24 protein-coding genes are annotated in these 24472 nt (G+C 41.1%); 14 read left to right on the top strand and 10 right to left on the bottom strand.

Features of this window, described 5'->3' with window-relative positions:
• Positions 1 to 73: 73 nt before the first annotated feature.
• Positions 74 to 1273, bottom strand: coding sequence for a Coenzyme F420 hydrogenase/dehydrogenase, beta subunit C-terminal domain (locus FD725_RS16080; protein WP_179049057.1), 1200 nt, complete (start codon positions 1271 to 1273; stop codon positions 74 to 76).
• 52 nt (positions 1274 to 1325) lie between these two features.
• Here FD725_RS16080 and FD725_RS16075 point away from each other — a divergent pair, with 52 nt between their 5' ends.
• The 5 genes from FD725_RS16075 (at position 1326) to FD725_RS16055 (ending at position 6306) form a co-directional block, all read left to right on the top strand.
• Positions 1326 to 1508 (top strand): type II toxin-antitoxin system HicB family antitoxin, encoded by a 183-nt coding sequence (locus FD725_RS16075; protein WP_179049056.1) that lies wholly within the window; start codon positions 1326 to 1328, stop codon positions 1506 to 1508.
• A gap of 109 nt (positions 1509 to 1617) precedes the next feature.
• Positions 1618 to 1776, top strand: a complete 159-nt coding sequence (locus tag FD725_RS16070) for a type II toxin-antitoxin system HicB family antitoxin (protein ID WP_179049055.1) — start codon at positions 1618 to 1620, stop codon at positions 1774 to 1776.
• Between the two features lie 865 nt (positions 1777 to 2641).
• On the top strand, positions 2642 to 4093 hold the full coding sequence (locus tag FD725_RS16065) for a glycoside hydrolase 100 family protein (RefSeq protein WP_179049054.1): 1452 nt from the start codon (positions 2642 to 2644) through the stop codon (positions 4091 to 4093).
• Positions 4094 to 4310: 217 nt separating this feature from the next.
• On the top strand, positions 4311 to 5660 hold the full coding sequence (locus FD725_RS16060) for a 16S rRNA (cytosine(967)-C(5))-methyltransferase (RefSeq protein ID WP_179049053.1): 1350 nt from the start codon (positions 4311 to 4313) through the stop codon (positions 5658 to 5660).
• A 223-nt stretch (positions 5661 to 5883) separates the two neighbouring features.
• Positions 5884 to 6306, top strand: a complete 423-nt coding sequence (locus FD725_RS16055; protein ID WP_179049052.1) for a TerB family tellurite resistance protein — start codon at positions 5884 to 5886, stop codon at positions 6304 to 6306.
• A 75-nt stretch (positions 6307 to 6381) separates the two neighbouring features.
• Here FD725_RS16055 and psb35 read toward each other — a convergent pair whose 3' ends face one another.
• Together psb35 and FD725_RS16045 are read right to left on the bottom strand one after the other, a co-directional pair.
• Positions 6382 to 6609: a photosystem II assembly protein Psb35 gene (gene psb35, locus FD725_RS16050; RefSeq protein ID WP_179049051.1), complete on the bottom strand. Its 228-nt coding sequence runs from the start codon at positions 6607 to 6609 to the stop codon at positions 6382 to 6384.
• Between the two features lie 485 nt (positions 6610 to 7094).
• Positions 7095 to 10730, bottom strand: a complete 3636-nt coding sequence (locus FD725_RS16045; RefSeq protein ID WP_179049050.1) for an endonuclease/exonuclease/phosphatase family protein — start codon at positions 10728 to 10730, stop codon at positions 7095 to 7097.
• 176 nt (positions 10731 to 10906) lie between these two features.
• Here FD725_RS16045 and FD725_RS16040 point away from each other — a divergent pair, with 176 nt between their 5' ends.
• Together FD725_RS16040 and FD725_RS16035 are read left to right on the top strand one after the other, a co-directional pair.
• Positions 10907 to 11674 carry a DUF1350 family protein gene (locus tag FD725_RS16040; protein WP_179049049.1) on the top strand — a complete coding sequence of 256 codons (768 nt, stop codon included), beginning with the start codon at positions 10907 to 10909 and terminating at the stop codon, positions 11672 to 11674.
• Between the two features lie 224 nt (positions 11675 to 11898).
• Entirely contained in the window at positions 11899 to 13035 is a 1137-nt protein-coding gene (locus tag FD725_RS16035) for a PP2C family protein-serine/threonine phosphatase (RefSeq protein WP_179049048.1), read from the top strand.
• On the opposite strand, the gene FD725_RS16030 is transcribed toward FD725_RS16035, so the two are convergent.
• The 5 genes from FD725_RS16030 to FD725_RS16010 form a co-directional block, all read right to left on the bottom strand.
• Positions 13032 to 13358, bottom strand: coding sequence for an STAS domain-containing protein (locus FD725_RS16030; protein WP_179049047.1), 327 nt, complete (start codon positions 13356 to 13358; stop codon positions 13032 to 13034). The two genes, FD725_RS16035 and FD725_RS16030, sit on opposite strands and share 4 nt — an antisense overlap.
• Positions 13359 to 13759: 401 nt before the next feature.
• Positions 13760 to 15292 (bottom strand): sensor histidine kinase, encoded by a 1533-nt coding sequence (locus FD725_RS16025; RefSeq protein WP_256871630.1) that lies wholly within the window; start codon positions 15290 to 15292, stop codon positions 13760 to 13762.
• A 296-nt stretch (positions 15293 to 15588) separates the two neighbouring features.
• The gene (grpE, locus tag FD725_RS16020) at positions 15589 to 16251 is read right to left on the bottom strand and encodes a nucleotide exchange factor GrpE (protein WP_179049045.1); all 663 of its coding nucleotides are present in this window, start codon (positions 16249 to 16251) and stop codon (positions 15589 to 15591) included.
• 189 nt (positions 16252 to 16440) lie between these two features.
• The gene (locus tag FD725_RS16015; RefSeq protein ID WP_179049044.1) at positions 16441 to 16932 is read right to left on the bottom strand and encodes a Dps family protein; all 492 of its coding nucleotides are present in this window, start codon (positions 16930 to 16932) and stop codon (positions 16441 to 16443) included.
• Between the two features lie 153 nt (positions 16933 to 17085).
• On the bottom strand, positions 17086 to 17349 hold the full coding sequence (locus tag FD725_RS16010; protein ID WP_179049043.1) for a ParB N-terminal domain-containing protein: 264 nt from the start codon (positions 17347 to 17349) through the stop codon (positions 17086 to 17088).
• A 115-nt stretch (positions 17350 to 17464) separates the two neighbouring features.
• Here FD725_RS16010 and FD725_RS16005 point away from each other — a divergent pair, with 115 nt between their 5' ends.
• Complete coding sequence (locus FD725_RS16005) at positions 17465 to 19132, top strand: SpoIID/LytB domain-containing protein (protein ID WP_179049042.1); 1668 nt, start codon at positions 17465 to 17467, stop codon at positions 19130 to 19132.
• A gap of 185 nt (positions 19133 to 19317) precedes the next feature.
• Here FD725_RS16005 and FD725_RS16000 read toward each other — a convergent pair whose 3' ends face one another.
• Positions 19318 to 19617 (bottom strand): ferredoxin, encoded by a 300-nt coding sequence (locus FD725_RS16000; RefSeq protein ID WP_179049041.1) that lies wholly within the window; start codon positions 19615 to 19617, stop codon positions 19318 to 19320.
• Positions 19618 to 20048: 431 nt separating this feature from the next.
• Here FD725_RS16000 and FD725_RS15995 point away from each other — a divergent pair, with 431 nt between their 5' ends.
• The 6 genes from FD725_RS15995 to FD725_RS15975 all read left to right on the top strand — a co-directional run bounded on the left by FD725_RS15995 (position 20049) and on the right by FD725_RS15975 (position 23028).
• Entirely contained in the window at positions 20049 to 21053 is a 1005-nt protein-coding gene (locus FD725_RS15995; RefSeq protein WP_179049040.1) for a Gfo/Idh/MocA family protein, read from the top strand.
• 10 nt (positions 21054 to 21063) lie between these two features.
• Entirely contained in the window at positions 21064 to 21828 is a 765-nt protein-coding gene (gene map / locus FD725_RS15990) for a type I methionyl aminopeptidase (protein ID WP_179049039.1), read from the top strand.
• Positions 21829 to 21898: 70 nt separating this feature from the next.
• Positions 21899 to 22441 carry a Uma2 family endonuclease gene (locus FD725_RS15985; RefSeq protein ID WP_179049038.1) on the top strand — a complete coding sequence of 181 codons (543 nt, stop codon included), beginning with the start codon at positions 21899 to 21901 and terminating at the stop codon, positions 22439 to 22441.
• Positions 22438 to 22587, top strand: coding sequence for a DUF6883 domain-containing protein (locus tag FD725_RS33145; RefSeq protein WP_372726680.1), 150 nt, complete (start codon positions 22438 to 22440; stop codon positions 22585 to 22587). Before FD725_RS15985 ends, FD725_RS33145 begins: the two co-directional genes overlap by 4 nt.
• Entirely contained in the window at positions 22521 to 22796 is a 276-nt protein-coding gene (locus tag FD725_RS15980) for a DUF6883 domain-containing protein (RefSeq protein WP_256871629.1), read from the top strand. Before FD725_RS33145 ends, FD725_RS15980 begins: the two co-directional genes overlap by 67 nt.
• Positions 22797 to 22812: 16 nt before the next feature.
• Positions 22813 to 23028, top strand: coding sequence for a DUF4926 domain-containing protein (locus FD725_RS15975; RefSeq protein WP_179049037.1), 216 nt, complete (start codon positions 22813 to 22815; stop codon positions 23026 to 23028).
• A gap of 208 nt (positions 23029 to 23236) precedes the next feature.
• Here FD725_RS15975 and FD725_RS15970 read toward each other — a convergent pair whose 3' ends face one another.
• Positions 23237 to 24337 (bottom strand): bifunctional riboflavin kinase/FAD synthetase, encoded by a 1101-nt coding sequence (locus tag FD725_RS15970; protein WP_179049036.1) that lies wholly within the window; start codon positions 24335 to 24337, stop codon positions 23237 to 23239.
• Between the last annotated feature and the right edge of the window lie 135 nt (positions 24338 to 24472).

Raw genomic sequence — 24472 nt, 5'->3', positions numbered from 1 at the left:
GTGCCTTTGTGTTAAAAAAAGTAATTCTTTTCACCACAGAGGCACAGAGGCACAAAGAATTAACAGGGCTAGATTAATCTGGCAATTTGTACTGTCCAACGATACGTTTAGCAAACTCTGGCACGTGTGCGGCTAATTTCTCTGGGTGATTGCGTTTGACAAACAAATAATTGCGTGTGAAGTGAGAATCAATGGAAAATCGCGCGTATTCCAAGCCTTTAGGTCCGATTTTATCAATCACTACACCCATAAGTTTTGCAGCCCACATGGGGATAGTCACCCCTTTATCATAGGCGGGGATTCCTTGTTGTACGGCTTCCTGGCGATTTCCTTGCGACATGACAGGTTGAGTGTCTAACTGATCTTGTACTAAGTCCAGCATTTCTTTGCCTGTATCATTTCTGACAACAATCCATTGCCAACCGAAGGGTGCGCCCATGTAACCGACAACTAAATCAGCCAGGGAGTTGACATAATCAAAGCAACTCATGCAGGAAGGGGCAAAGACATCCTTGAGTTGGTTGGTTTTTAAGCCAAAGAAGGGGACTTTTTCAATTGAGCCATCTTCATGCTTGAAGTGGATACGGAAGTCTTGCATGAATTCATAGTGTACAACTGTGTCAGGCGATCGGCTGGTGGTATTTAAGAATTTTTGTAGTCCGGCGCGGTTGACGTTATCTACGCAGGGTGTACCTAAAACGTAGAGTTTTTCTAAACCAAGTTGTTTTTCTACCGCCCTGAGTGCTTGAATTTGACAACCTACACCAATGACGAGTAACCGCTTCATGCCCGATTTTTCTACCTGTTCCAAGATGGAAAGATTAGGGGATAGTGTAGGTTTATTTACTCGTGCTGCTAGTATTTCTTCTGGTGTCCGAGCAATGACAGGCATGGGTTGAAAGCGGTCTTCTTTGGTATTCTGTACACAAACAACGCCTTCAACTAAGCCACGATTCAGCATTTCTATGGCAATACTGCTAACAATCCCTGTCCATTGTGCGCCTGCGATGGGTTGTTGTTTCCGTGCGGCGATCATGTCTTGATGTACACCAAAGTATAGCTCATCGGGGTTATCCAGATTGCGCGATCGCCTATGAGTTTGTTCTTCCAGTGTGTCTATCTGCTGATTAATAAAAGCACAAGCTTCCTTGACATAGTGGATATAGTATGTATCACATAGCCCACACTCACTGCAAAGTTCTTTTGCAGGGCGACGACTGGTAGGCTTGAGGGCTTTAGCTTTTCTATGCTTGTGAGAATCAATAGATGTCATATAAATGTTTGTTTATCAAGGAATGTCTTTTATTACAATACCTTCAGACGTTATGAACTTGACAATCGAGATTGAAAAAGAAGCAGACGGACGCTTTATCGCTGAAGTGATTAATTTCCCCGGTGTGTTGGCTTATGGGGAAACGAGAGAGGAAGCAGTAACGAAAGTTCAAGTATTAGCTTTACGTGTGCTAGCAGATAAGCTTGAGCATGGGGAAGTTACTCCAGAATTATGAAATTTTTCATTACTATGATTTCCACAGCTAGCTGGAAAACTTAGTAGAGCGATCGCCTTTAACCTAGCTATCTTAAAATTAATTATCACTACAAGATGGTATTTTCCAGATGAGCAGAGAATTCAACATCTTAATAGAGCGTGATGCAGATGGTTATTTTGTCGCATCGGTTTCAAGTCTTCCTGGATGTCACACACAAGCTAAGTCTCTAGATGAACTCATTGAGCGCATTACAGAGGCAATAGAGCTTTGTTTGGAATTTGTGTAATTGATTGTAGCGGTAGCTTTACTCAACACCAAGATATACATTGAGTTCCTTAGATCATGTTGGGTTACGCAAAGCCTCCACCCAACCTACTAATACTACTAATACTGATTAATTAGCAAATATCTGCCTTAAATGCTGTTAATCATATCTTATTTGCGAATTTAGCAAAAATACTCGGTTTAATTTGAGTATAATCACTATTTTTGAAATTTAACTATTGAGTTAATCTTATCGCTTTAAAAATTACTTAATAGTCTTGCTTGTATTCTTTTATTCCACTCTGGAGTATGTTTGAAGGTGTTGGCAAGCTGAAGTTATGGGTAATTGGATTCTTAAATCACAGCATTTAATCTTTGAGTGGTGTAGAATATATAATCCTTCAGAAGTATTGACTTTTTAAAGATTGCAATTACTCGTATTGCATATTCCCTCAAAAAGTTATAGATTATTAACTTATAGGGGAAGATCAGTCTTTAAAACGAAATCCTCACTCAGTAAGGATATGAGAAGTCTTAAAGACTTCACACAAACCTTAAACAGTTCCGAAGATATGTTTTTGTTTGGTAAAGCAAACCTCCAAATATGAAAATGGAGTGACAGATAATCTAAAAATATATCTTATTAGACTGTTTTTAGGAATTATTTTGATTGCTGAAGGTAGACTACCAAAAAATAAGTAATCATTATCTAATCAATTGTTCATGTAAAACTTATGAGAAATAACATCTGCAAAAAAGACTGTAGACTGTTATTCCTAATGAATTGTTACTGTTCAAATCTTATCTTAGCTATTTTAAAATAGTGGAGATAATCAAACCAAAGCGCATCTACCAATAATTTACACCCCAATGGAGTCGATCTGGCGATGCAGAAAATAAACGAAATGCTAACAAATGAAAATATAGAAGAATCGGCATGGAAGGCATTAGAAAGTTCAATTTTATATTATAAAGGTCGCCCAGTTGGCACAGTTGCTGCCGTTGATGTATCTGTAGAAGCACTAAATTATGACCAATGTTTTGTCAGGGATTTTGTTTCTTCCGCTTTGATGTTTCTAATTAAAGGTAAAACAGATATTGTCCGCAACTTTCTGGAAGAAACATTAAAACTACAACCCAAAGACAGACAATTAGATGCTTATAAACCCGGACGCGGATTAATCCCAGCTAGCTTTAAAGTCGTTTCTGTCAATGGTGAAGAGTATTTAGAAGCAGATTTTGGTGAACACGCGATCGCCAGAGTTACACCAGTAGATTCTTGTCTGTGGTGGATCATATTGTTGCGTGCTTATGTAGTAGCCACTAAAGATTTTTCCTTAGCTTATCAACCTGAATTCCAAACAGGAATCAAGCTAATTATGGAAATCTGCTTGGCAAATCGCTTTGATATGTACCCAACGCTGTTAGTTCCCGATGGCGCTTGTATGATAGATCGTCGTTTGGGTATTTATGGACATCCACTAGAACTGCAAGTTCTATTTTATTCCGCGTTACGGGCGGCGCGTGAGATGTTAATTTGCCAAGGTAATCAAGATGTTGTCGAAGCAATTGATAATCGCCTACCACTTTTGTGCGCTCATATTCGTCAACATTATTGGATAGATATTAATCGCTTGAATGCCATTTATCGATTCAAAAGTGAAGAGTATGGCAAAACGGCGGTGAATCTTTTTAATATCTATGTAGACTCAATTCCCTATTATGAATTAGATAAATGGTTGCCAAAAAAAGGTGGCTATTTAGCAGGTAATGTGGGACCATCACAATTAGATACGCGATTTTTTGCCCTAGGTAATTTGATGGCGATCGTTTCTGATTTGGCTACAGAAAGTCAGTCACAAGCAATTATGAATCTGATCGAAGATAGATGGGAAGATTTAGTGGGAGATATGCCCATGAAAATTTGTTACCCAGCTTTAGAAGATGATGAATATAGAATTGTTACCGGATGTGACCCCAAAAACATTCCTTGGTCTTATCATAATGCTGGCAGCTGGCCAGTCTTAATGTGGATGTTAGCAGCATCTGCTGTCAAAGCTGGTAAACCTTATCTCGCAGGTAAAGCGATTGAAATTGCCCAAACACGCCTGATGGAAGATGAATGGCCAGAATATTATGATGGTAAAAAAGGGCGACTAATTGGTAAGCAAGCCAGAAAATATCAAACCTGGACAATTGCTGGCTTCTTGTTAGCTAGTGAATTGTTGAAGAATCCCGATCATTTGTCATTAGTTAGCTTTGATAGATTACCACCTGAATTAGTTTCTAGAGCGTGTGAGTTTGAAATTAGCAGTGTAGATGCTTCCATGTCTCTATAAGTTTTTAAGCAAGTTTTAGATCCCCGACTTCTAAAAGAAGTCGGGGATCTTGTCTCTCATGAAGTATTTAGTACAATTTAATATGTTTTCATTGGTATTAAGTAGGCAGGTATAATCGTTGATAAAACGGGTTTTGGCAACGCTCAACCCTGAAACCTCTGATTAATTTTTGTTATTTAATTCAGAGTTGATAGATTTTCCGAATTTTAAATTGCTCATGACAAATCCCCGTCAAATAGCTTTGATAGCCTTAAAAGATGTTCACAAGGGTGCTTATGCTGATGTTGCTTTAGACAGAGTTTTACAAAAAGTTAATCTCTCAGGTGTCGATCGCCGTTTAGTCACAGATTTAGTTTATGGTAGTGTTCGCAGACAGCGTACCCTTGACTCGCTCATTGACCAACTGGCGACAAAAAAATCTCATCAACAACCAAGTGAACTCCGCACCATCTTACATTTGGGTTTATATCAACTACGGTATCAAGAGCGTATCCCGGCTTCGGCGGCGGTAAATACTACTGTAGAATTAGCCAAGGAGAATGGTTTTGCTGGATTGACAGGTTTTGTCAATGGTTTATTGCGTCAGTATATTCGTTTGGCTGAAGCATCACTAGACCCTCTGCAATTACCAGAAAATCCGGTGGAACGGTTGGGAATTTTACACAGTTTCCCTAATTGGATTGTGGAGGTATGGTTAGAACAGTTGGGTTTGGGGGAAACGGAAAAACTGTGTGAGTGGATGAACCAAACACCGACTATCGACTTGAGAATCAATCCTCTGCGGACTTCTATAGAAGAGGTGGAAACAGCTTTACAGGCGGAGGGGATTTTAGCTAGGCGAATTCCTCACCTACCCCAAGCTTTACGATTAATTGGCAATACTGGCGCAATTCAAAATCTTCCCGGTTTTAGTCAAGGTTGGTGGGTTGTGCAAGATGCTAGCGCTCAGTTAGTCAGTCATTTGCTTGACCCCCAACCCGGTGAGGTGATAATTGATGCTTGTGCTGCGCCTGGGGGAAAAACAACACATATTGCTGAGTTAATCAAAGATCAGGGTAAAGTTTGGGCTAGCGATCGCACTCCCTCCCGTTTGCGTAAACTGAAAGAAAATGCCCAACGTTTAAATTTACACTCAATTCAAATTTGCACAGGCGACAGCCGCAATTTACCACAGTTTAATCATACTGCTGACCGTGTTTTACTAGATGCCCCGTGTTCTGGGTTAGGCACTCTGCACCGTCATGCAGATGCACGCTGGCGACAAACACCAGCATCAGTCCAGCAACTATCGGTATTACAACAGGAACTCTTAGCACATACATCAAAATTTGTCAAAGATGGTGGGGTTCTAGTTTATGCCACTTGTACCCTGCACTCAGCAGAAAATGAAGATATCGTGACAGAATTTTTATCTCAGCATTCTGACTGGCAAATTGAGCCGCCTGGGACAGATTCACCCTATTTTACTTATACTACGCCCCAGGGTTGGCTTAAGGTCTGGCCTCAGAATCAGGACATGGATGGCTTTTTTATGGTGCGCTTAAGAAAAACCAATGATTCCGGGTGATTACGATCAGGGATAGTACGATTTGATGAGACAGAAGTCAGAATCCAGAATCCATGATGACTCTATCTGACAGGCATAGGATTGTTCACAGAGTTCTTGTTGATTGTCTTACGCCATTTGTCGGTGAGGTGTTTACTGCTGGTTCATCCGTCAGCTTGATAGTATTCACTCTGACTTCTGAATTGTCATTTAAGGAAGCCTGAATCTCTCAGAGGAGGCAGCAATGGTCACCGATTCAAATGTGAAAAACTTAGTTAAAATCCTGATAGGAGCCGCTTGGATTGATGGCAGAATCCAACCTGAAGAACGGCAATATCTGCGCGAGATAGCTCAAGCTAAAGGTTTGGCTACTGATCCAGAGATTAAGCCTTGGCTGTACGAGTTAGTAGCCGTACAACCTAACGAATGCTACGCATGGTTAAAAGAGTATCTAGGCGATCGCCCTAGTTTAGCAGACTGTGAAAGTCTTATTGAAGCCATTAGTGGCTTAATCTACAGTGATGGTGAAGTAGCGATCGAAGAAGCTAAACTCCTGACAGAATTACAGGACATAGCCAAGCCAAATGAAAATAACCAAGCGGCTCACACTACACTGCTTAAACAAATTCAACAACTCTATCGGCGTTGGGTAGAAGTTCAAAACTAAAATTATAGTCAAAAGTCCATAGTCCACAGTCTAGATAAATGACTAATGACCAATGACTAATGACTAATGACTATTTTATGACTTCGGTTCACCCAGACCCGGAGTTTCTTCTTTTTCTACTTTGGGTATAAAATCTGGACGCTCTTTACTTTCCCAACCAGCAGGACGTTTAGAGTTGTACCAAGCAATCGAACCAATGGTTACAGCCGCAACGAAACCAACTACATAAACCAATGTAAAAGCTGTGGGAAAATGATTCCCTCCTGTTGCTACTGCATCTGCTGCCTGCATCAATATAAGCATGAGTATATCTTCCTAAATTTACGCAACACTTCTTAAAACAGTATAAAAAAAGTGTATCATCTACATCCACCCCTAGTTTGAACATTTAGTATGACGGAGGAAATAGTTATTAGGCAATAGGCAATAGGCAATAGGCAATAGGCAATAGGCAATAGGCAATAGGCAATAGGCAATAGGCAATAGGCAATAGGCAATAGGCAATAGGCAATAGGCAATAGGCAAGAGTCATTGGTCAGAACTCAGTACTCCCTCACTCCCTTACTCAGCACTCTCTCACTCATGATACATATAAATTATGTAGAGACGTTGCATTGCAACGTCTCTACTGTTTTTCACATCAGATTATTCGACTGATTTGTTAGTGGTCTGACATTAGAAAAGTAGGTTGGGTTGAGCGACAGCGAAACCCAACAAAGTCTTGATACCGTTGGGTTTCATTCTTCAACCCAACCTACACCAGTTGTAGTTTTTAGCCTTAACTGACATTAGATAAAATCGGCAGACGTGATATTGCTGGACTGGGTATTTTGTAAAATTGCTAACAACTGAGTATTGCTGCCGTTTTGCAAACTAATCAGGGTATTATTGAGGTTAGTACCTGTGCCTTGAGCAATTGTCAGTTGTCCAAAAGATAGACCGGATAAGCTCAAGAAGTCTATGCCGTCAGTAAAATCACTAATAGTACTAGTGCCTGGATTCGAGAGGATAAAGCGATCGCTACCACTACCACCTGTTAAGCTATTACTACCAGCACCACCATTAAGAGTATCGTCTCCACTACCACCTACCAATCTGTCGTTACCGTCTCCACCGAGTAAAGTATCATTACCATTACCGCCGGAAACATCATCAAAACCTACTCCGCCGTTGAAGGTGTCATTACCTCCGCCCAAGTCAACTACGGAGTTGGCGTAGCTACCCTGGAAAGTGATGACATCATTACCATCACGAGGGTCGTTGCTTGCAGGTTCATCGCCCTTGAGATTGATAAAGAAGCGTGAATTATTTATGGTGACAGTAATTGTGTCATCACCGTAACCACCAGTAATTTTGCCATCAGAACGGGGTGCGTCATTGGGATTGGTGTTATTATCCCAAGTGGCAGCAAAAGTGACAGTGATGATGTCATTGCCAGATCCACCATGAGCGCCCAGGATGCCATCTGGGTCGATAATAGTATCATCACCATCACCACCAAATAGGCGATCGTTAATACCTGTACCACCGTTAATGGTATCGTTACCACTACCACCAGCAACGAAGTCATCCCCAGCTAAAGCATTAATCAATTCATTGCGGCTAGTCCCGACTAAATTATCAGCGTTAGCTGTACCGTTAATGATAATGGGCAGGTAAAAGCGACTAACTGAGGGATCATGGTCACTCACTTGGTCAGAAAATTCGGCGTTGACGTGGACAACATCAAATTCAGCTTTGGTGCTGAGATTATTGCTGACTAGGATATGGTCTAGTACTTGAGCATTACCTTGGAAGTTGTAAGTATAGCGCTCACTGGCTGGGAGAGTATTAATTAAGTTATTTAACCCACCACTTTCCAGAACTGCTAAAGGTGCGGAAAATTGAAAATCATTAAAATCTCCAGCCACAACTACATTAGCATTGGGGTCTATGGTGAGAATTTCTGCCACAAAATTCTTCACTTCCTCGGCTTGTTGTAAGCGTTGCACTTCTGAGGAGAGGGTAGGCGGTTGGAAGCGTCCAAATAAGGGTTGGTCGCCACCTTTAGAGTTAAAGTGATTGCCGATGACAAATACGCGATTACCGTTAAAGAGGAATTCACCAACTAAGGGTTTACGGCTACTAGTAAAAGCATCTCCATTAGACAAGTCGGTGTCAACAATCCGCCCAGGACTAGAGGAAAGTTGAGGAGAACCATTAACATTGGTAACGGTGGTATCAACAGTCGTACCACCACCAGCAACATCTACGAAACTGACACGGTTAGGGTTAAACAAGAAACCAACCCGGATGTTACCCCCTGGTTCACCACCATCTTGATTATTTTGGGGATTAATTTGGCGATATTCGTAGGTAGGCCCTCCAGCCGCCGCAATGGTAGCAATTAAAGTCTCGAATGTGACATTGGCATCAACTACACCGTTATTGGTTGGGCCATTGTTGTCTTGAATTTCTTCTAAAGAGATAATATCAGGCGATCGCAGATTATTGACAATCCGGTCAGCCAAGGCGCTAAATTTGGCACTACCATCATTAGGGTCAAGGTTTTCGACGTTGAAGGTGGCAACTGTCAGCTTGTCTGCATCTGTGCTGGTTAAGTTGGTAACTTCTTTTTGCAGGGTACTAGGAGTAGCAACTGTGGTGGGTGAGGTTGCTAGGACTTCATAGTTATCAAAGCTATAGCTAATGACTCCAGTGACGTTGTTTAATTGAGCGCCGACATCAACTGAAGGTGAAGGTGAGCCGGGGGTCAGAGTATCATCAATTTGGATACGTTCTGGGTTAAAGTCGTCTGGATTAATCAAGATACTACCTCTGGCATTAAGCCCTGTAGCACCTGTACCGCTATTACTTAAGACCCAAATTTCCCCGAAATTATTAGTTGGACTCACTGCAACAGGATTGGGAATCTCGACTAAAGTCCCCTCTAAACTTTCGTAAAAATCAATTCCCTCCACGGCTGGGTCGAAATCACCGCCAGTTTCCACATTACTAGTGGTGGTAAAGTCGTTGTTGATGATTTGAGTGGGGGGAGTGCGGCCTCCTGCACCAATAATTGTAGGGGTGATGGTTCCTAGAGAAGCGATCGCACTCACTGCACCACCGCCAATGGTAGTATTAATTTGAGTTATGGTCAGATTCTCGTTGTCATTTCCTGGACGAAATTCATCAACTCTGCCTGTCACCTGTACAGATTGACCAACTGTGGGATTGGCAATACTAGAGTTGCCCAGAAATACAAAAATACCTTCTGAGGTGGCATCATTATTATCTGGGTTGGGGTCTTGTAAGTAAAAACCACGACTACTGCCTGTAGCAAGTATGGCTGTGACTATGCCAGCGACATTGGTGACTGTTTGCCCAACTAACGGCGAAATGTGACTAGCACCTTGGATATCATGAATTCGCACTACAGGTACAGGTGCGGTATCGTTATCAGTAATTGTGACGGTGGCTGTATTGCCACTACCCAAATCATAATTACTGCCATCGATTAAATTTAAGGTGACAGTTTCATTCCCTTCCACTAAGGTATCATCAACTGGTGTGACAGTAATATCGACAAAAGATTGATTTGCCAGTATGACAGCAGTTCCCGTCAAACTGGGTGTGTAATCTGTATTATCTGCTTGTCCTGCACCAGTAGCGATCGCATAATTAACAGTTAAATCTGTAGTAGTATCACCAGTCCGACTAATTCTCAATATTCCCGGATTATTGTCAGTTTCTGAAGCTTCAGCATCAATTGCTTGAATTGTCACTGTCGGTGTGGGATTTCCCCCAGATGCAAAACTAGCAGTTACGGAAAGGTCATCAATTCCTAAACCGTGGTCATTATTAGCATCGTTCATGTCACTCCAGCGTAGCCAAATTTCTTGACCAGGAGCAATATTTAGCCCACTCACAGTGGAAGATAACACAGTCCGGTTAGCGGCTAAATTCCCATCCAAGGCGCTAGGACTAATAGTGTTAAAAATTGGGCTAGTAAAATCCAGATTATCGAAATCATTCCAATTTCCGCTAGTTAGGCTAGTAGCACCAACTTGATAACCAAAATCTAGTTTTTGCTCCTCACTGGGGGTTGTAGAGTTACTAACACCACCAGTCCGCCACTGCTCACCGATGTAACTAATATCCAGAGATGTAACTGTATTAGCAGTGTTGTTAACGAAGCGCACACCCCAAAGAATTGTTCCTGTACCATTAGAAGCAACTCCACCTAATGCTCTGTCTGTTGCAGAAGTACTACCAAAACTGTACAATGCACCTGCATTATTAGAACCAGTACCAGCATTGTATGTAACTCTGCTGGAATACCATCCTGTAATCGTGCTGTCATCAGTCCAGGTATTTCCAGTACCAGTGTTAGCTAATGTATCAAAATTTTGGCTGTAAGGATTGCCCAGATTAACTGCTGGCATATTCAACCTCTATAAATATTAGCAAATACCAGCATTCATACGAGGTTTGGACTATGCCTAGATAAAGGTTGAGTAATGTTAAGTTTAAGGCTGTTTTTAAATTTAAATACTTCCTGCTCTATGCTCAATCCCCAGTCTAATATAAAGAAGTGTGAATCAAGCGATCGCTCACAAGCATGGACTGGAAAGAAATTAGAGGTAACTGGGTACTAATTCCCCCAAATCCTATTGGGGTCATTCATTTTTTGGGGGGTGCATTTGTTGCCACTGCACCCCATCTAACCTATCGTTGGTTGCTAGAACAACTGGCAAATAAAGGATATGCGATTATTGCCACACCATTCGTCAATACTCTCGATCATATTGCGATCGCTGATTCTGTACTCCTAAATTTTGAACGTACCCTAGAGCGATTACACGACTCTGGCACATTACGTAAGCTGTATCTACCTACTTATGGAATTGGACATAGCATGGGGTGTAAACTCCACCTGCTTATCGGTAGTCTCTTTTCTGTGGAACGCGCCGGAAATATCTTAATCTCTTTCAACAATTATGCTGCCAAGGATGCCATACCCTTGGTGGAACAGTTCAACAATACCTTAGCGATTGAGTTTACCCCTTCCCCCACAGAAACCAACAAACTAGTAAAGGAAAAATATGATGTCCGGCGCAACCTATTAATCAAATTTAATAACGATAACCTCGACCAATCAGCAGCTTTAACCAAAATCTTACAAGCACGCTTTCCGGACATGGTGACAACTCAAACCTTGCCGGGAACCCACACCACACCATTGGGACAAGATGTCAAGTGGCAACCCGGAACTTCATTCACTCCCTTTGATGCGCTAGGACAATGGTTTAAGCAAGAAGTCTACCGTGACTTAAATCAGCTAAACCGTTCTCTGCTGTTGTGGTTGAATCCCCTTGCACCACCATAGTATAGGTATTTTGTTTAGTTTTTGAACTGATGGGCGTGGGTGGGGAGTGGGCAAGAAGAAGTCTTATATGCAATTTTGGAGAAAATTTGCTGTAATCGATAAATAATTAGAAAATATTGAGTATTATTGCTTTGAAGGTAATACTTAAACATTATTATTACTTATCATATTTTAATAATTATTTTTAATAACTAATTACGCATTAGTTTTTTGCTAAATTTTTTATGTTTCAAATACTAGTAATCGATGATGATTTATCAATCCAAACACTACTAAAAAGAATTCTGCAAAAACAGGGGTATCAAGTAGTTGCTGCTAGTAATGGTGAAGAGGGAATAACCCAGGCGATCGCTTGCAGTCCAGCACTGATCATTTGTGACTGGATTATGCCAGGATTAAATGGGTTAGAAGTCTGTCATCGCATCAAGACAGATGCCAATTTATCTACCACATTCTTTATTTTATTAACATCTTTAGATTCCGTTGCCGATCGCGTCAAAGGCTTAGATGCTGGTGCTGATGATTTTATCACCAAACCCATTGAGCAAAACGAACTGCAAGCCAGAGTCCGAGCCGGGTTGAGACTGCATCAAGTAAGTAAAGATTTACAAACCCAAAAGCTGCTGTTAGAAGAAGAACTCGCCGAAGCAGCAGAATATGTGCGATCGCTTTTACCTCTACCCATCACAGAACCCATCAGTATCAATTCTCGCTTCATTCCTTCTCGTCAACTCGGCGGTGATTGTTTCGATTATTACTGGCTAGATGACGATTCTTTAGCTATCTACTTGCTAGATACTGCTGGACATGGACTCAAAGCCGCCTTACCTTCGATTTCCGTGCTTAATTTGCTGCGTTCTCGTGCGCTCAAAGGTTTAAATTACTACCAACCCAGTGATGTATTAAGAAGTTTAAATGAAACATTTCAAATGAACTATCAAAATGACAAATACTTCACTATTTGGTACGGTGTTTATAACTGTGTTAGTCGGCAGTTGACTTACTCTAGCGCTGGTCATCCACCAGCAATCTTGATCTCTGGAACATCCCCAACTAGTACAGAAGTTCAACTTTTAAGGACACCTGGAATGCCAGTTGGTATGTTTCCAGAAGCGCAATATGTTGATGCCTATTGTGAGGTAGAAAGATTGAGTAGTCTGTATATCTTTAGTGATGGGGCTTATGAAATCACTAAATCAGACGGCAAACTTTGGAGTTTAGATGCTTTTATTCAGATACTTGCTAGCGTACACAATAGTATTGATTACCAACTTGATCATGTATTGAATTTTCTCACAGCCTTGAACTATAAAGATATCTTTGAAGATGATTTATCAATCCTACAAGTTAAGTTTGATTAATTTTTAGAGAGGATGACTTGATTAAATTCATCTTGACTTTTAAATATTTCAAACACCTTATCCATCCCCGTCAATTCAAATAATATTCGTACCTGTTCATTAATTGAACACAAAAATAACTTTGTTCCTGCGGCTCTTAATGTTTTAAATGCTAATACCAAAGCGCCCAACGCCGAACTATCCATAAAAGTTACATCTTGACAGTCTACTAAAACAATATTTACCCCACTATTGAGCAGATGTGTAATTTTCTCTCGCAAATCTTGTGAGTTAGTTGTGTTGATGATGCCACTGAGTTTAATAACTTGTACTTGCTGATTCATAGTGTTTTTCACCAAAGTGTTGTAATAGAATGTACTAAATTTGCTAATATTATATAGCAAGGTGGATATTTTAGTAATAATACCCAGTTAAAATAGGTAGTATGATTTGAGATTACAGGAATATCTTCACTCTCAAGACTTGCTATCTCAAACATACAATCGAGAATTTTGATAACTAGTTAGTAAAAAACTGGTATTTCATAGTATCTAAGAAAATAGTAATCATCAGGTAAGGTCTATGAACATAACTTAATTCCTCAAGATAATTTTGTATCTCTCATACCAAAAATCTAGATTTTTGGTAAATTAATTAGAGATTAGTTTGCATCTAATCTATTGCGACAAAAAAGTATTGCAGAAAACTTTTTTCATGTATAAAGCTCGTTTTTCATGAGGAACCTTTACCCTTGGCGTAGAGGAATAGTAATCACAAATTTACTACCACTTCCTAACTGTGAAATACATTCCAATGTTCCACCATGTCTTTCAGAAATAATTTGGTAGCTAATAGATAGTCCCATCCCCGTACCTTTACCAATTGCTTTAGTAGTAAAAAAAGGATCAAACAGTCGTTGCTTAACTGCTTCTGTCATCCCTGCACCATTATCAGCAATACATATAGATAGGTGATGGGGCGGGATTTTTTGAGTCTGAATATAAATTTGTGGTTGAGTCAATAGTTCTGATTTTTTTCCAATTGACTCTTCTAGAGTATCGATCGCATTTGCCAAGATGTTCATAAAGACTTGGTTAAGTTGTCCAGGATAACATTCTACTAAAGGTAAATCGTCATATTCCTTGATTACCTGAATCTCACAGCGATGAGATGTAGCCTTCAGCCGATGTTCCAAAATCATTAAAGTACTATCAATGCCCTCATGAATATTTACCTCTTTCATCTCTGCTTCATCCATGCGAGAAAAAGTACGTAGGGATATGACGATTTCTCGAATCCGTTGCGCGCCAATTTTCATTGAGTTAAGTAGCTGTGGCAAGTCTTGGATGAGAAATTCTATGTCGATATCTTGTGCTAATTCTTCTATTGTTGCTACAGGATGAGGATAGGCTTGTTGATATGTTTGTACTATAAATAATAAGTCTTGAATGTATTCATCAGCATGGGTCAAATTACCATAAATAAAATTAACAGGATTGTTGATTTCGTGAGCAACACCAGCTACCAATTGCCCCAAACTAGACATTTTTTCGCTTTGTATTAGCTGCATCTGAGTTCGCTGGAGTTCCTTGAGAGTGGTTTCTAATGCTTTTTTTTGGCGGTTTAACTGAATTTCTGTCTGTTTGCGATCGCTAATTTCTAATGTAGTTCCGACCAACCGATAAATTTTCTCCTCACTATCCTTGAGTGGATTAATTGTAGTTAACCACCAAGTTTCTTGATTATTCATCATCAAGCATTCTTCATAAGTAATAGGAGCATCAGCCTCTAAACATCTTCTGTACTTCTGAGAAAATAATGCACCTTCAATTTCACCATAGACATCTTCTGGTGTTGCACCAATTACTCTGGCATTACTAATACCTGTAGCGCGTTCCGTAGCCTGATTCCAACCCGTAAAGCAAAAATTACCATCTTTGAGAACATCGACTACAAATATAGCGTGTTCAGATCCATCAAAGACACCACGGAGAAACTGCTCTTGCGATCGCAATTGGGCTTCTACTTTTTTTCGCTCAGTAATTTCTGCTTGCAGTGTATCATTGCTTCGAGCTAGTTCTTCAGTACTTTGTTTCACTTGTGTTTCTAATTCTGCACAAGCTTGTTGCAGCCATGTTGCTGTATGACTATCAGCTAAATTTAGTAACTGGAGCAAAAAAGCGACATAAAAATTCTTTTGTTGGTGTCTATCTGGACAATTACTAGTGAGTTCCTGCATTTTGCTCAGAGACTCATTGATTTGGTTGTCCTGTTGCATTTTTGAAGTCATGTGATTGGGCATTTAAGCGGCTGATTACCAACTATCTCCGAAGCCAAAGCTTCGTTTTAGTATTCCCAAAATTAGTCAATAGTCAATAGTCAATGGTCATTAGTCAATGGTCATTGGTCAATAGTCATTAGTCAATGGTCAATAGTCATTAGTCAATGGTCATTGGTCACTACTCAGTACTCCCTCATACCAATTCACTAAAAATCTGATACAGATCCGAACACGGAAACTCTTGTAAAACCAGGCTTTCTTAATTTTGAATTTTGAATTTTGTTAGCGCAGCGTTAGCGACGCAGGAGCGTCGCGTCATTTTGAATTGGTATTACCTGAGCGCGATAAAGTAGCTTTTCACCTTGAAGGTAGCCAGTGTAGCGTATTTTGACAGTTTCACCGGGTTGTGCAGTTCCGTCCATTAATTGATGCAGTTGGGGATTATATGGTAATTCAGATCCTACTGGGGCGATCGCTTCTATTCCCCATGCTTGGCATAATTTTTCTAGAGATTTCTGCACTAGAGGCACGATCTTAACTGCTGGTAGTTGGGGATTTTCTTGAGCTTTCTGGGCAACTGTCGGCCACTGTAACAATAAAGATTCCAGCAGCTGTAAACTCGCCTGCTGGAATTCTTGCTGTAATATTTCTCGCTGTTGTTCTAGTTGTAGCTGTAAGCGATCGTACTCTTTTTTTAAATCCACAATTTCTTCAGGTGTCTGCTGTGGAGTGTGGGGTGTGGAGAGTATTAAAAAAGTATCTAATAATTCATTTAAGGGTATCTGTAGTACTTGCGCCAGCTTTAGCAGTACATCCAATCGCATCTGCTCTAGTTTGCCTTGGCGCAACCGCAGTATTTGACGTTCAGAAACACCAGCAGTTCGACTCAGTGCTTTGAAACTAGTAATACCTACCTGCTGCATTAAATTTTGCAACTTTTGCGTGGAATCGGACATTGGGAACAGGTGACAGGGAATAGGGGATTGGGGATTGGGGATTGGGGATTGGGGATTGGGTGGAGAAAATAGTTATTCTTTCTCTCCATACCCAGTACTTAACCACTAGAAGAGTTGAAACCCAGATTGACCATACTTATTTATACACCGTAGCCCAGTACCCAGTACCCAATCCCCAGTACCCAGTACCTATTCTTCCAGCAAACTTCTCAACATCCAAGCGGTTTTTTCATGTACTTGCATCCGTTGAGTTAGTAAATCGGCAGTGGGTTCGTCGTTTACTTCATCAACGATGGGAAAAATAGAGCGTGCTGTTCTAACTACGGCTTCTTGTCCTTCCACGAGCAGGTTTATCATGTCTTTGGCTTTGGGAACGCCGGCGGTTTCGGGAATCGAACTCAGTTTGGCATATTCGCTATAAGTTCCTGGTGCTGGATAACCCAGCGCTCTGATTCTTTCCGCAATTAAGTCCACTGCTAAGGCTAATTCTGTATACTGGGTTTCAAACATCAGGTGCAGCGTTTGAAACATCGGCCCAGTGACGTTCCAATGAAAATTATGCGTTTTCAAATAAAGTGTGTAGGTGTCAGCCAACAAACGAGACAATCCTTCGGCAATTTTAGCTCTACTAGCTTCATCAATGCCGATATTGACATTCTTAATTGTTCCTTGAGATGCCATAAATTTCTCCTAACTGAGTAATTATTATTAATTGGGCATGAGGGATGAGGGGACAAGGAGACAAGGAGACAAGGAGAAAATTACTTAATTACTCTTTCACCCCATCTCCCCCTCTCCCCATCCCCCTATCTCTCATCTCCCATTCCCTATTCTCTACGCTAAGTGCATCTGCAAAACACTACGCGGAGCTTTGCGAACTCTGGCTAAAATAGTTTCTTTACCTAAACGTTGGCAGGCTTCATACCGATGACAACCAGAAAAGCCATAATATTGTCCATCTACCTCTAAGACATCTATGGGTTCTTGCTGTCCAATTGCGGCGATTGATTCCATCAGGGCTTGCACTTTATTGGGATCGTTACCACGGGGTAATGGCCGCCGAATTTGATTTAAGGGAATTTCTTGTACTCTAACCATGAGGAGTAATGCCTAACTAGTTTTGTTTCTTCTCTTTAAATAAATCATACTCATTATGACTTCGTTTTGCAAGTAATTTTAGAGCAAAACCAGGAAGGGTATTATTGGAGCGCTCATGCGACAAAACCACCAAGCTTTTAAGCAATTGCCACCAGCCAAGTCTCACAACACAGAGGGAAAAAATCACAGAACCATGAAGCGTTCGTTCTGGCGTTTTTCCTATACGGTACTGACAACATTTTGTTTACTGGGATTGACAGGCGCATCAGCGACTGAAGATAAAATCAAGGATTTAGAACTGAAAATTGGCATTGTGCAGCGATTTGGCGCGCAACCTACAGCCAAACTGCAATTAGAGCCGACGACGGGCGATCGCCTGAAACTAAAATTGATACAAGGCGCAAAACAGCAAATCCTCGTCACACAAAGCCCCGTCAAGCTGGAAACAGTGATGCAAGCTTTACCCAAGCCAGCAATTGAGGAAGTGGTAGTTTTAGGTACATATCGCACCTACGAAACTGCGGAAGACAGCGCCGAAAAATGGCGATCGCAGGGAATAGAGGTAGAAATAGCTCAACCAGAACGCTGGCAAGTTTGGGCAAAACGAGATGTGTATAGTACCCCGTTACTGCGCCGCTTGTTGTTCCAGAGTTTACAAACCAAGGGTGATAAATTGGCATACATTGATACCAAAGTTTTACCCAAAGTACCGCGAGTCAGTTGGGTAGTCAATGGGCAACGATATACACCAAACTACGTAGAAATAAGCACCACAAAAAATGTCATTCGTCTGAAACAAGGTGAAAAACTTGACAAATCCCGACTTTATGCTGGAAAAATTAACTTTCAGCCCAATGCTTACGGGACATATACCCTAGTCAATCAAGTATCTTTAGAAACTTACTTGCGTGGCGTTGTTCCCAATGAAATTGGCACGAATGCCCCAAAAGCTTCTCTAGAATCACAAGCAATTCTCGCGCGAACTTATGCCTTGAGGAATTTACGGAGATTTGCTGTAGATAATTATCAACTGTGTGCTGATACCCACTGCCAAGTTTATTATGGGCTAAACGGCACAGATAGCAAAACTGATAAAGCGATCGCCACCACTAGAGGAATGGTACTCACCTATAATAATCAACTGGTGGATGCTCTTTATTCTTCCACTACAGGTGGAATCACCGCCTCTTTTAGTGACGTGTGGAATGGTGCAGATCGTCCTTATTTACGTCCAGTTGTCGATGCACCAAACAATATCTGGAACTTTCAAAAACAAAATTTAAAAGACGAAAAGAACTTCCAGAAATTTATCAGCCTGCAACAAGGATTTAATGAAAGCACCTGGGATACGTTCCGTTGGTACAAAGAAACACCACTAAACGAGATTATCCAGGACTTGCAAAAATTTTTGCGGGCAAAAAATAGCCCCTATGCTAAATTCAAAACAATTCAGGCAATGGCCATAACTGACCGCAGTCCAAGCGGAAGAATTTTAGAACTAGCTGTCAAAACTGACATTGGCATCTTCACCCTCCACAAAGACGAAGTTCGGAGTGCCTTTGCTGCACCAAGAAGTACACTTTTTTACATAGTACCACTCAACAAAGGACAAACAGATTTGTGGGGATACGCCTTTATTGGTGGTGGACTAGGACACGGAGTCGGCTTAAGTCAGACTGGCGCACAAAATTTAGCAAAACTAGGCTGGTCTAGTGAAAAAATCCTCCAGTTCTATTATCCTGGTACTAAGATCCAGCAACTAACAGATGAAGTCAAGTTCTAGAATCATCATTAGAACTTATCCATATTTGACAAAACATTAAGGTTTTGTATTAGGCATTGGTCATAGAAAAATGAGAATTCACCAATGCCCTAAATGCAATTCGCAACAAAGGGGAAACACCTGTAAGCCAGGGTTACCCCATTGTTCAAAAGCAATGAGTAGTCTAACTAGGGAAGTCCTAATTTCTAGTAAAGTTCTTCTTCTTTGTGAGTCTGAATGGTCACATCAGAGGTAGCATAGGCAACACAAGTCAGTACATACCCAGCTTGGATTTGGTCGTCATCTAAGAATGATTGGTCAGACTGGTCAACAGTACCAGAAACTAATTTACCAGCACAAGTTGAGCAAGCACCTGCACGACAAGAGAAGGGAAGGTCAAGACCTTGTTCTTCCGCAGCATCGAGAATGTACTCATCAGAAGGAACATCAATTGTAGTTTCAGTACCTTCAGCTTCGTTTATTAATGTGACTTTGAAAGTTGCCATTTCAGTGATCCTCTCTTTTGCAAACGGCGGTATAAGTTATCCTAAAGCAAAGCTAGGCGGCTGATCTCAGGGGATTAGCCACAGGTTTGTATTTACTTCACTTCTGATACTACGAGAAAAACTAAAGTATATAACTCGAAATCCCCCACGATTAGTAATGAAATTTAGATATCTGATAAGAATAAGTTTTTTTTATACTTTAAGCTCTCCAAAATGGTAGTTATTATAAAAACTTATAGGTTGACGAGGAGGGCATAAAGAGTGGTAAGTGATGAGTGCTGAGTGAGGGAGTGGGGGAGTGCTGAGTGGTAAGTGGTAACTAATGACTAATGACTAATGACTAATGACCATTGACTAATGACTATTGACTATATTTTGAATTCCCCTACGGGCTATTGTGAAAGGTGAAGGTGCAGTACTGGTAAATATTTATGTATAATGCAGAAGCAGCTTTGGGAAAAGCAAAAATGCGCGTAGCTATAGTTGGTACTGGGTATGCAGCAAAACTACGAGCAGAGGCTTTGCTACAAGATGAACGGGTACAACTTGTCGCTGTGGCTGGAAATAAACCAGAAAGAACTCACACTTTTGCCCAAGACTACGATATTGAAGCGGTAGCAGCTTGGAAAGAATTGGTAGAACGAGAAGATATAGATTTAGTAGTTATTTCTACCATTAATAGTGAGCATGGTGCGATCGCTCGTGGCGCACTGACGGCTGGGAAACACGTCATTGTTGAATATCCCCTATCTGTAGATTTTACTGAAGCTAAAGAACTAATTGCCCTAGCCAAAGCGCAGCAAAGATTACTCCACGTCGAACACATCGAACTTTTAGGCGGGTTACATCAAGCTTTAAAGCAAAACTTAGACAAAGTTGGTCATTTATTTTACGTGCGCTACAGCACCGTCAATCCCCAGCACCCAGCACCCCGTAAATGGACTTATAACCATGAAATGTTCGGATTTCCTCTAATTGGTGCGCTATCTCGCTTACATCGGCTGACTGATTTGTTTGGCGAAGTTTTCACCGTCAACTGTCATCAACGCTATTGGGAAAAAGAAGCAGACTATTACCAAACCTGCTTTTGCATTACTCAATTATGCTTTGCCAGTGGATTGTTAGCCCAAGTAATTTATGGTAAAGGTGAAACTTTGTGGCAACCAGAACGAAAATTTGAAGTTCATGGCGATCAAGGTGCTTTAATTTTTGATGGGGACACAGGATTTTTTACGCAAGCAGGGGAACAAACGCCCATAGAAGTGGGGACTCGTCGAGGCTTGTTTGCCAAGGACACAACTATAGTGTTAGACCATTTATTTGATGGTACTCCTTTGTACGTTACCCCAGAGGAAAGCTTGTATACTCTAAAAATTGCTGATGCTGCCGAAAAAGCTGCACAAACAGGTTTAACCGTATTTTTGACAGATAATTAGATTAAATTTCATGAAAACCGAGCCAATTGTTATTTTATCCCAACGAGAAATAGAAAAAATGCGCCAAGCGGGAAGCTTGGCGGCTAGACTTCTAGAACATCTAGAACCAATGGTGCAGCCAGGAGTCACAACCTTGCAACTGAATGACGAAGCAGAACGTTGGACACAAGCACATGGCGCTAAAAGCGCACCTCTAGGCTATAAAGGCTTTCCCAAGTCGATTTGTACCAGTGTGAATGAAGTAGTCTGTCATGGAATACCCAATGCTAGACAGGTTCTCAAGGAAGGTGACATCATTAACATCGATGTCACGCCAATTGTTGATGGCTATCACGGCGACACCTCAAAAACTTTTATTGTTGGTACTGGTTCCCCAAAAACGCAAAAGTTGGTGGAAGTGACAAGAGAGTGTTTATATTTGGGGATTAAAGAGGTAAAACCAGGAGCGAAAATAGGCGATATTGGTGCAGCGATTCAAGAGTATGCTGAGGCTCAGGGTTTCTCTGTGGTGCGTGACTTTGTTGGACATGGTATTCGCAATATTTTCCACACTGCACCCGATATTCCTCACTATGGTACACGGGGCAAAGGTAAAAGTCTCCGAGCAGGAATGGTATTTACCATTGAGCCAATGATTAACGAAGGAACCCACGAAGTCGAAGTTTTAAGCGATGGCTGGACAGCTGTTACCCGCGATCGCCAACTATCAGCCCAATTTGAGCATACAATTGTAGTCACAGACGATGGGGTAGAAATTCTCACAGAAATCAAGTAGTGAGATCATAATTTGGCGATCGCCTGAAGATAAAATTAAGTCAAGTCTGAATATATATTTGAATTCAGCAATGAAGACCTTAGCTAAATGGTCTGTGGATGACTATCATCGGATGATTCAAGTAGGCATTCTATGCGATCGGCGTGTGGAATTGCTAGCTGGTGAAATTGTAGAAATGAGTCCAGAAACACCAATCCATTACAGTACGGCAAAACGAGGAGCAAAATACCTAGAAGAGTTATTGATAGGTAGAGCTGATGTCCGTTTTAATGGGCCTATCACTCTGTCTAACTCCGAACCTGAACCAGACATTGCTATTGTCCGATTACCTGAGTCTGCCTACAATCAACGTCATCCCGAACCACCGGATATATTTTGGGTTGTAGAAGTTGCTAAGTCAAGTTTACAAAAAGACCTAGAATTGAAAACATCCATCTACGCTAGCGCTAATATCCCGGAATACTGGGTGTTAAATTTGTCAACTGGGCAAATCATTGTCTTTCGAGAACCGCACAATGGCAAGTATGTCTCAAAACAAACCATTGGAGAAGGAAAAATTACACCAATAGCATTTCCCGATATTCAAGTATCTGTGGAAAAACTTTTGATGTGAGTAGTGTTTTTATAGACACTCCTAAGAAACTGCCTAACCCAGAACGCGCTATCGTTGAAGCAGAGAAAATCGCAGGGTATTGTCTCAACCCAGAACATCCAGAAGGAAAGCACAAAGCTCGTGTATTCAAATCTTCCTGGACTTAGATTTAAATAATGCAGAAGAACTACAAACCATACTTTTACAAGCAGTAGCTATTTACGATGCTATCCCTGGTAAAAGCAATCCATACGGTCAAAAATATATCATTGACTTTCCCGTTACTCGCGCTGATAAACAAGCAATTATTCAGAGTGTTTGGATAGTGCGAAATGATGAAAACTTCCCTCGTCTAGTCACCTGTTATGTACTCTAAAGAGTAAAGTAATACAATGAAATTATTAGATGTTGTTGCCCTAACCGAAGACTTACCAGAGTTGGAATTATATCGTGGTCAAGTAGGAACGATTGTAGACGAATATGAACCTGGAGTTTTTGAAGTAGAATTTAGCAACTTAACAGGACAGGCTTATGCAGTAGAAACCTTAAATTCTAGTCAGATCATGATTTTATATCATCAACCAATTGGTGAAAGGACATTAGTGTAAGTGTAGCAACCTACTGTGCTAATCGCTCAAATTTGTAGGAATTATGCACTCAACAAATAAACCCTTCTGAGGGTGGTCAATAGTCCATAGTCCATAGTCAAAATCAAGTTTTTTTGGACTATTGACTATTGACAAAAAGCCAGAAAATTTAGTGACACTGCGTAAGTCCTCTGTCTTGAAAAAGTCCCTATCCCCAGTTCCCTATTCCCTATCCCCCATCCCCTCTATTCAAAACTTCTCTAGCGACAGTACAATCTTGCTGAATTTGGTTTTTCAAGGCTTCCAGAGACGGGAATTTTTGTTCAGGCCGCAGAAATTCTACCAATTTGACAGCTAGTTTTTTACCGTACAAATCGCCAGACCAGTCGAGCAAATGTACTTCCACTGATGAATAAGTACCGTTGACGGTGGGACGATTACCTATATTCATCACTCCTAAAATATCACTGGGTATGGTAGCATCTGGTGTCTCACTCAAAATTTCGACCAGGACTGCATAAACTCCTTGACGAGGGATAAATTTATCCTTGGGTAATTCCAAATTAGCAGTGGGAAACCCAATGGTTCGGCCTAATTGTTCGCCTTCAATCACATCTCCAATAAGAGTGTAGGGACGACCTAGTAGACGATTGGCATTTTTGATGTCGCCACTTTCTAAATCTTGACGGATTAATGAAGTACTAATAGGAGCCTCCTGTGGAGAATCAAGGCTGCTACAGTTTGTCTCATCAAGAAACAGACCATCAGAAGTATGTAGCGGAACTATGGTAACAGGAATTTGGTACTTAGCGGCAATTAGTTGCAAATCCATAGCTGTACCGCGACGCTGTTTGCCAAAGCAAAAATCTTGCCCGACGCTAATTTGCTGACAGCGTAGTTGTTGCACAAGAATTTTTTCGACAAACTCTTCCGGTGACAAAGCTGATAATTCTTTGTCAAAGGGTAGTAATACCAGTTGGTCTACACCCAGCGATCGCAATTGTTGCACTTTTTCGTCCAAAGGAGTTAACCAAGTCCGGGGTTGTCCGGTGAAGAACTCATGGGGATGAGGACGAAAAGTCACAACTGTAGAATATATCCGTTTTAGTGGTGCGACTGGTGGGTTTCCTATTAGTACTGATGGGGGTACATTCTCACTCTCTCCCTCAGCTTGAGCGCTCCTAGTTGACTGTAAAACAGGTTGAATGACTCTTTGATGGCCAAGATGCACTCCATCAAATTTACCAAGAGCCACAGCCGTTGGTGTTAAAACCAGTTCAGTTGAAGCAGCAACCCACACAGAACACCCATTTTGAGACAGATTTAGCACTGGGATTTTAAGATTTGAGGTTTATCTGACGAAGGTGGGAAGTGGGGGAGATGGGAAGATGGGGGGATAGGGAGAGAGGGAGATGGTGGGAAAGAACCTATACAAGTATTTTCTCCTTGTCCCCTTGTCACGCCA

Origin of the sequence: Nostoc sp. TCL26-01 (assembly GCF_013393945.1) — a bacterium.
GTDB lineage: Bacteria > Cyanobacteriota > Cyanobacteriia > Cyanobacteriales > Nostocaceae > Trichormus.
The sequence above is the reverse complement of the archived record's forward strand: the minus strand, read 5'-3'. Positions and strand labels throughout refer to the sequence as shown.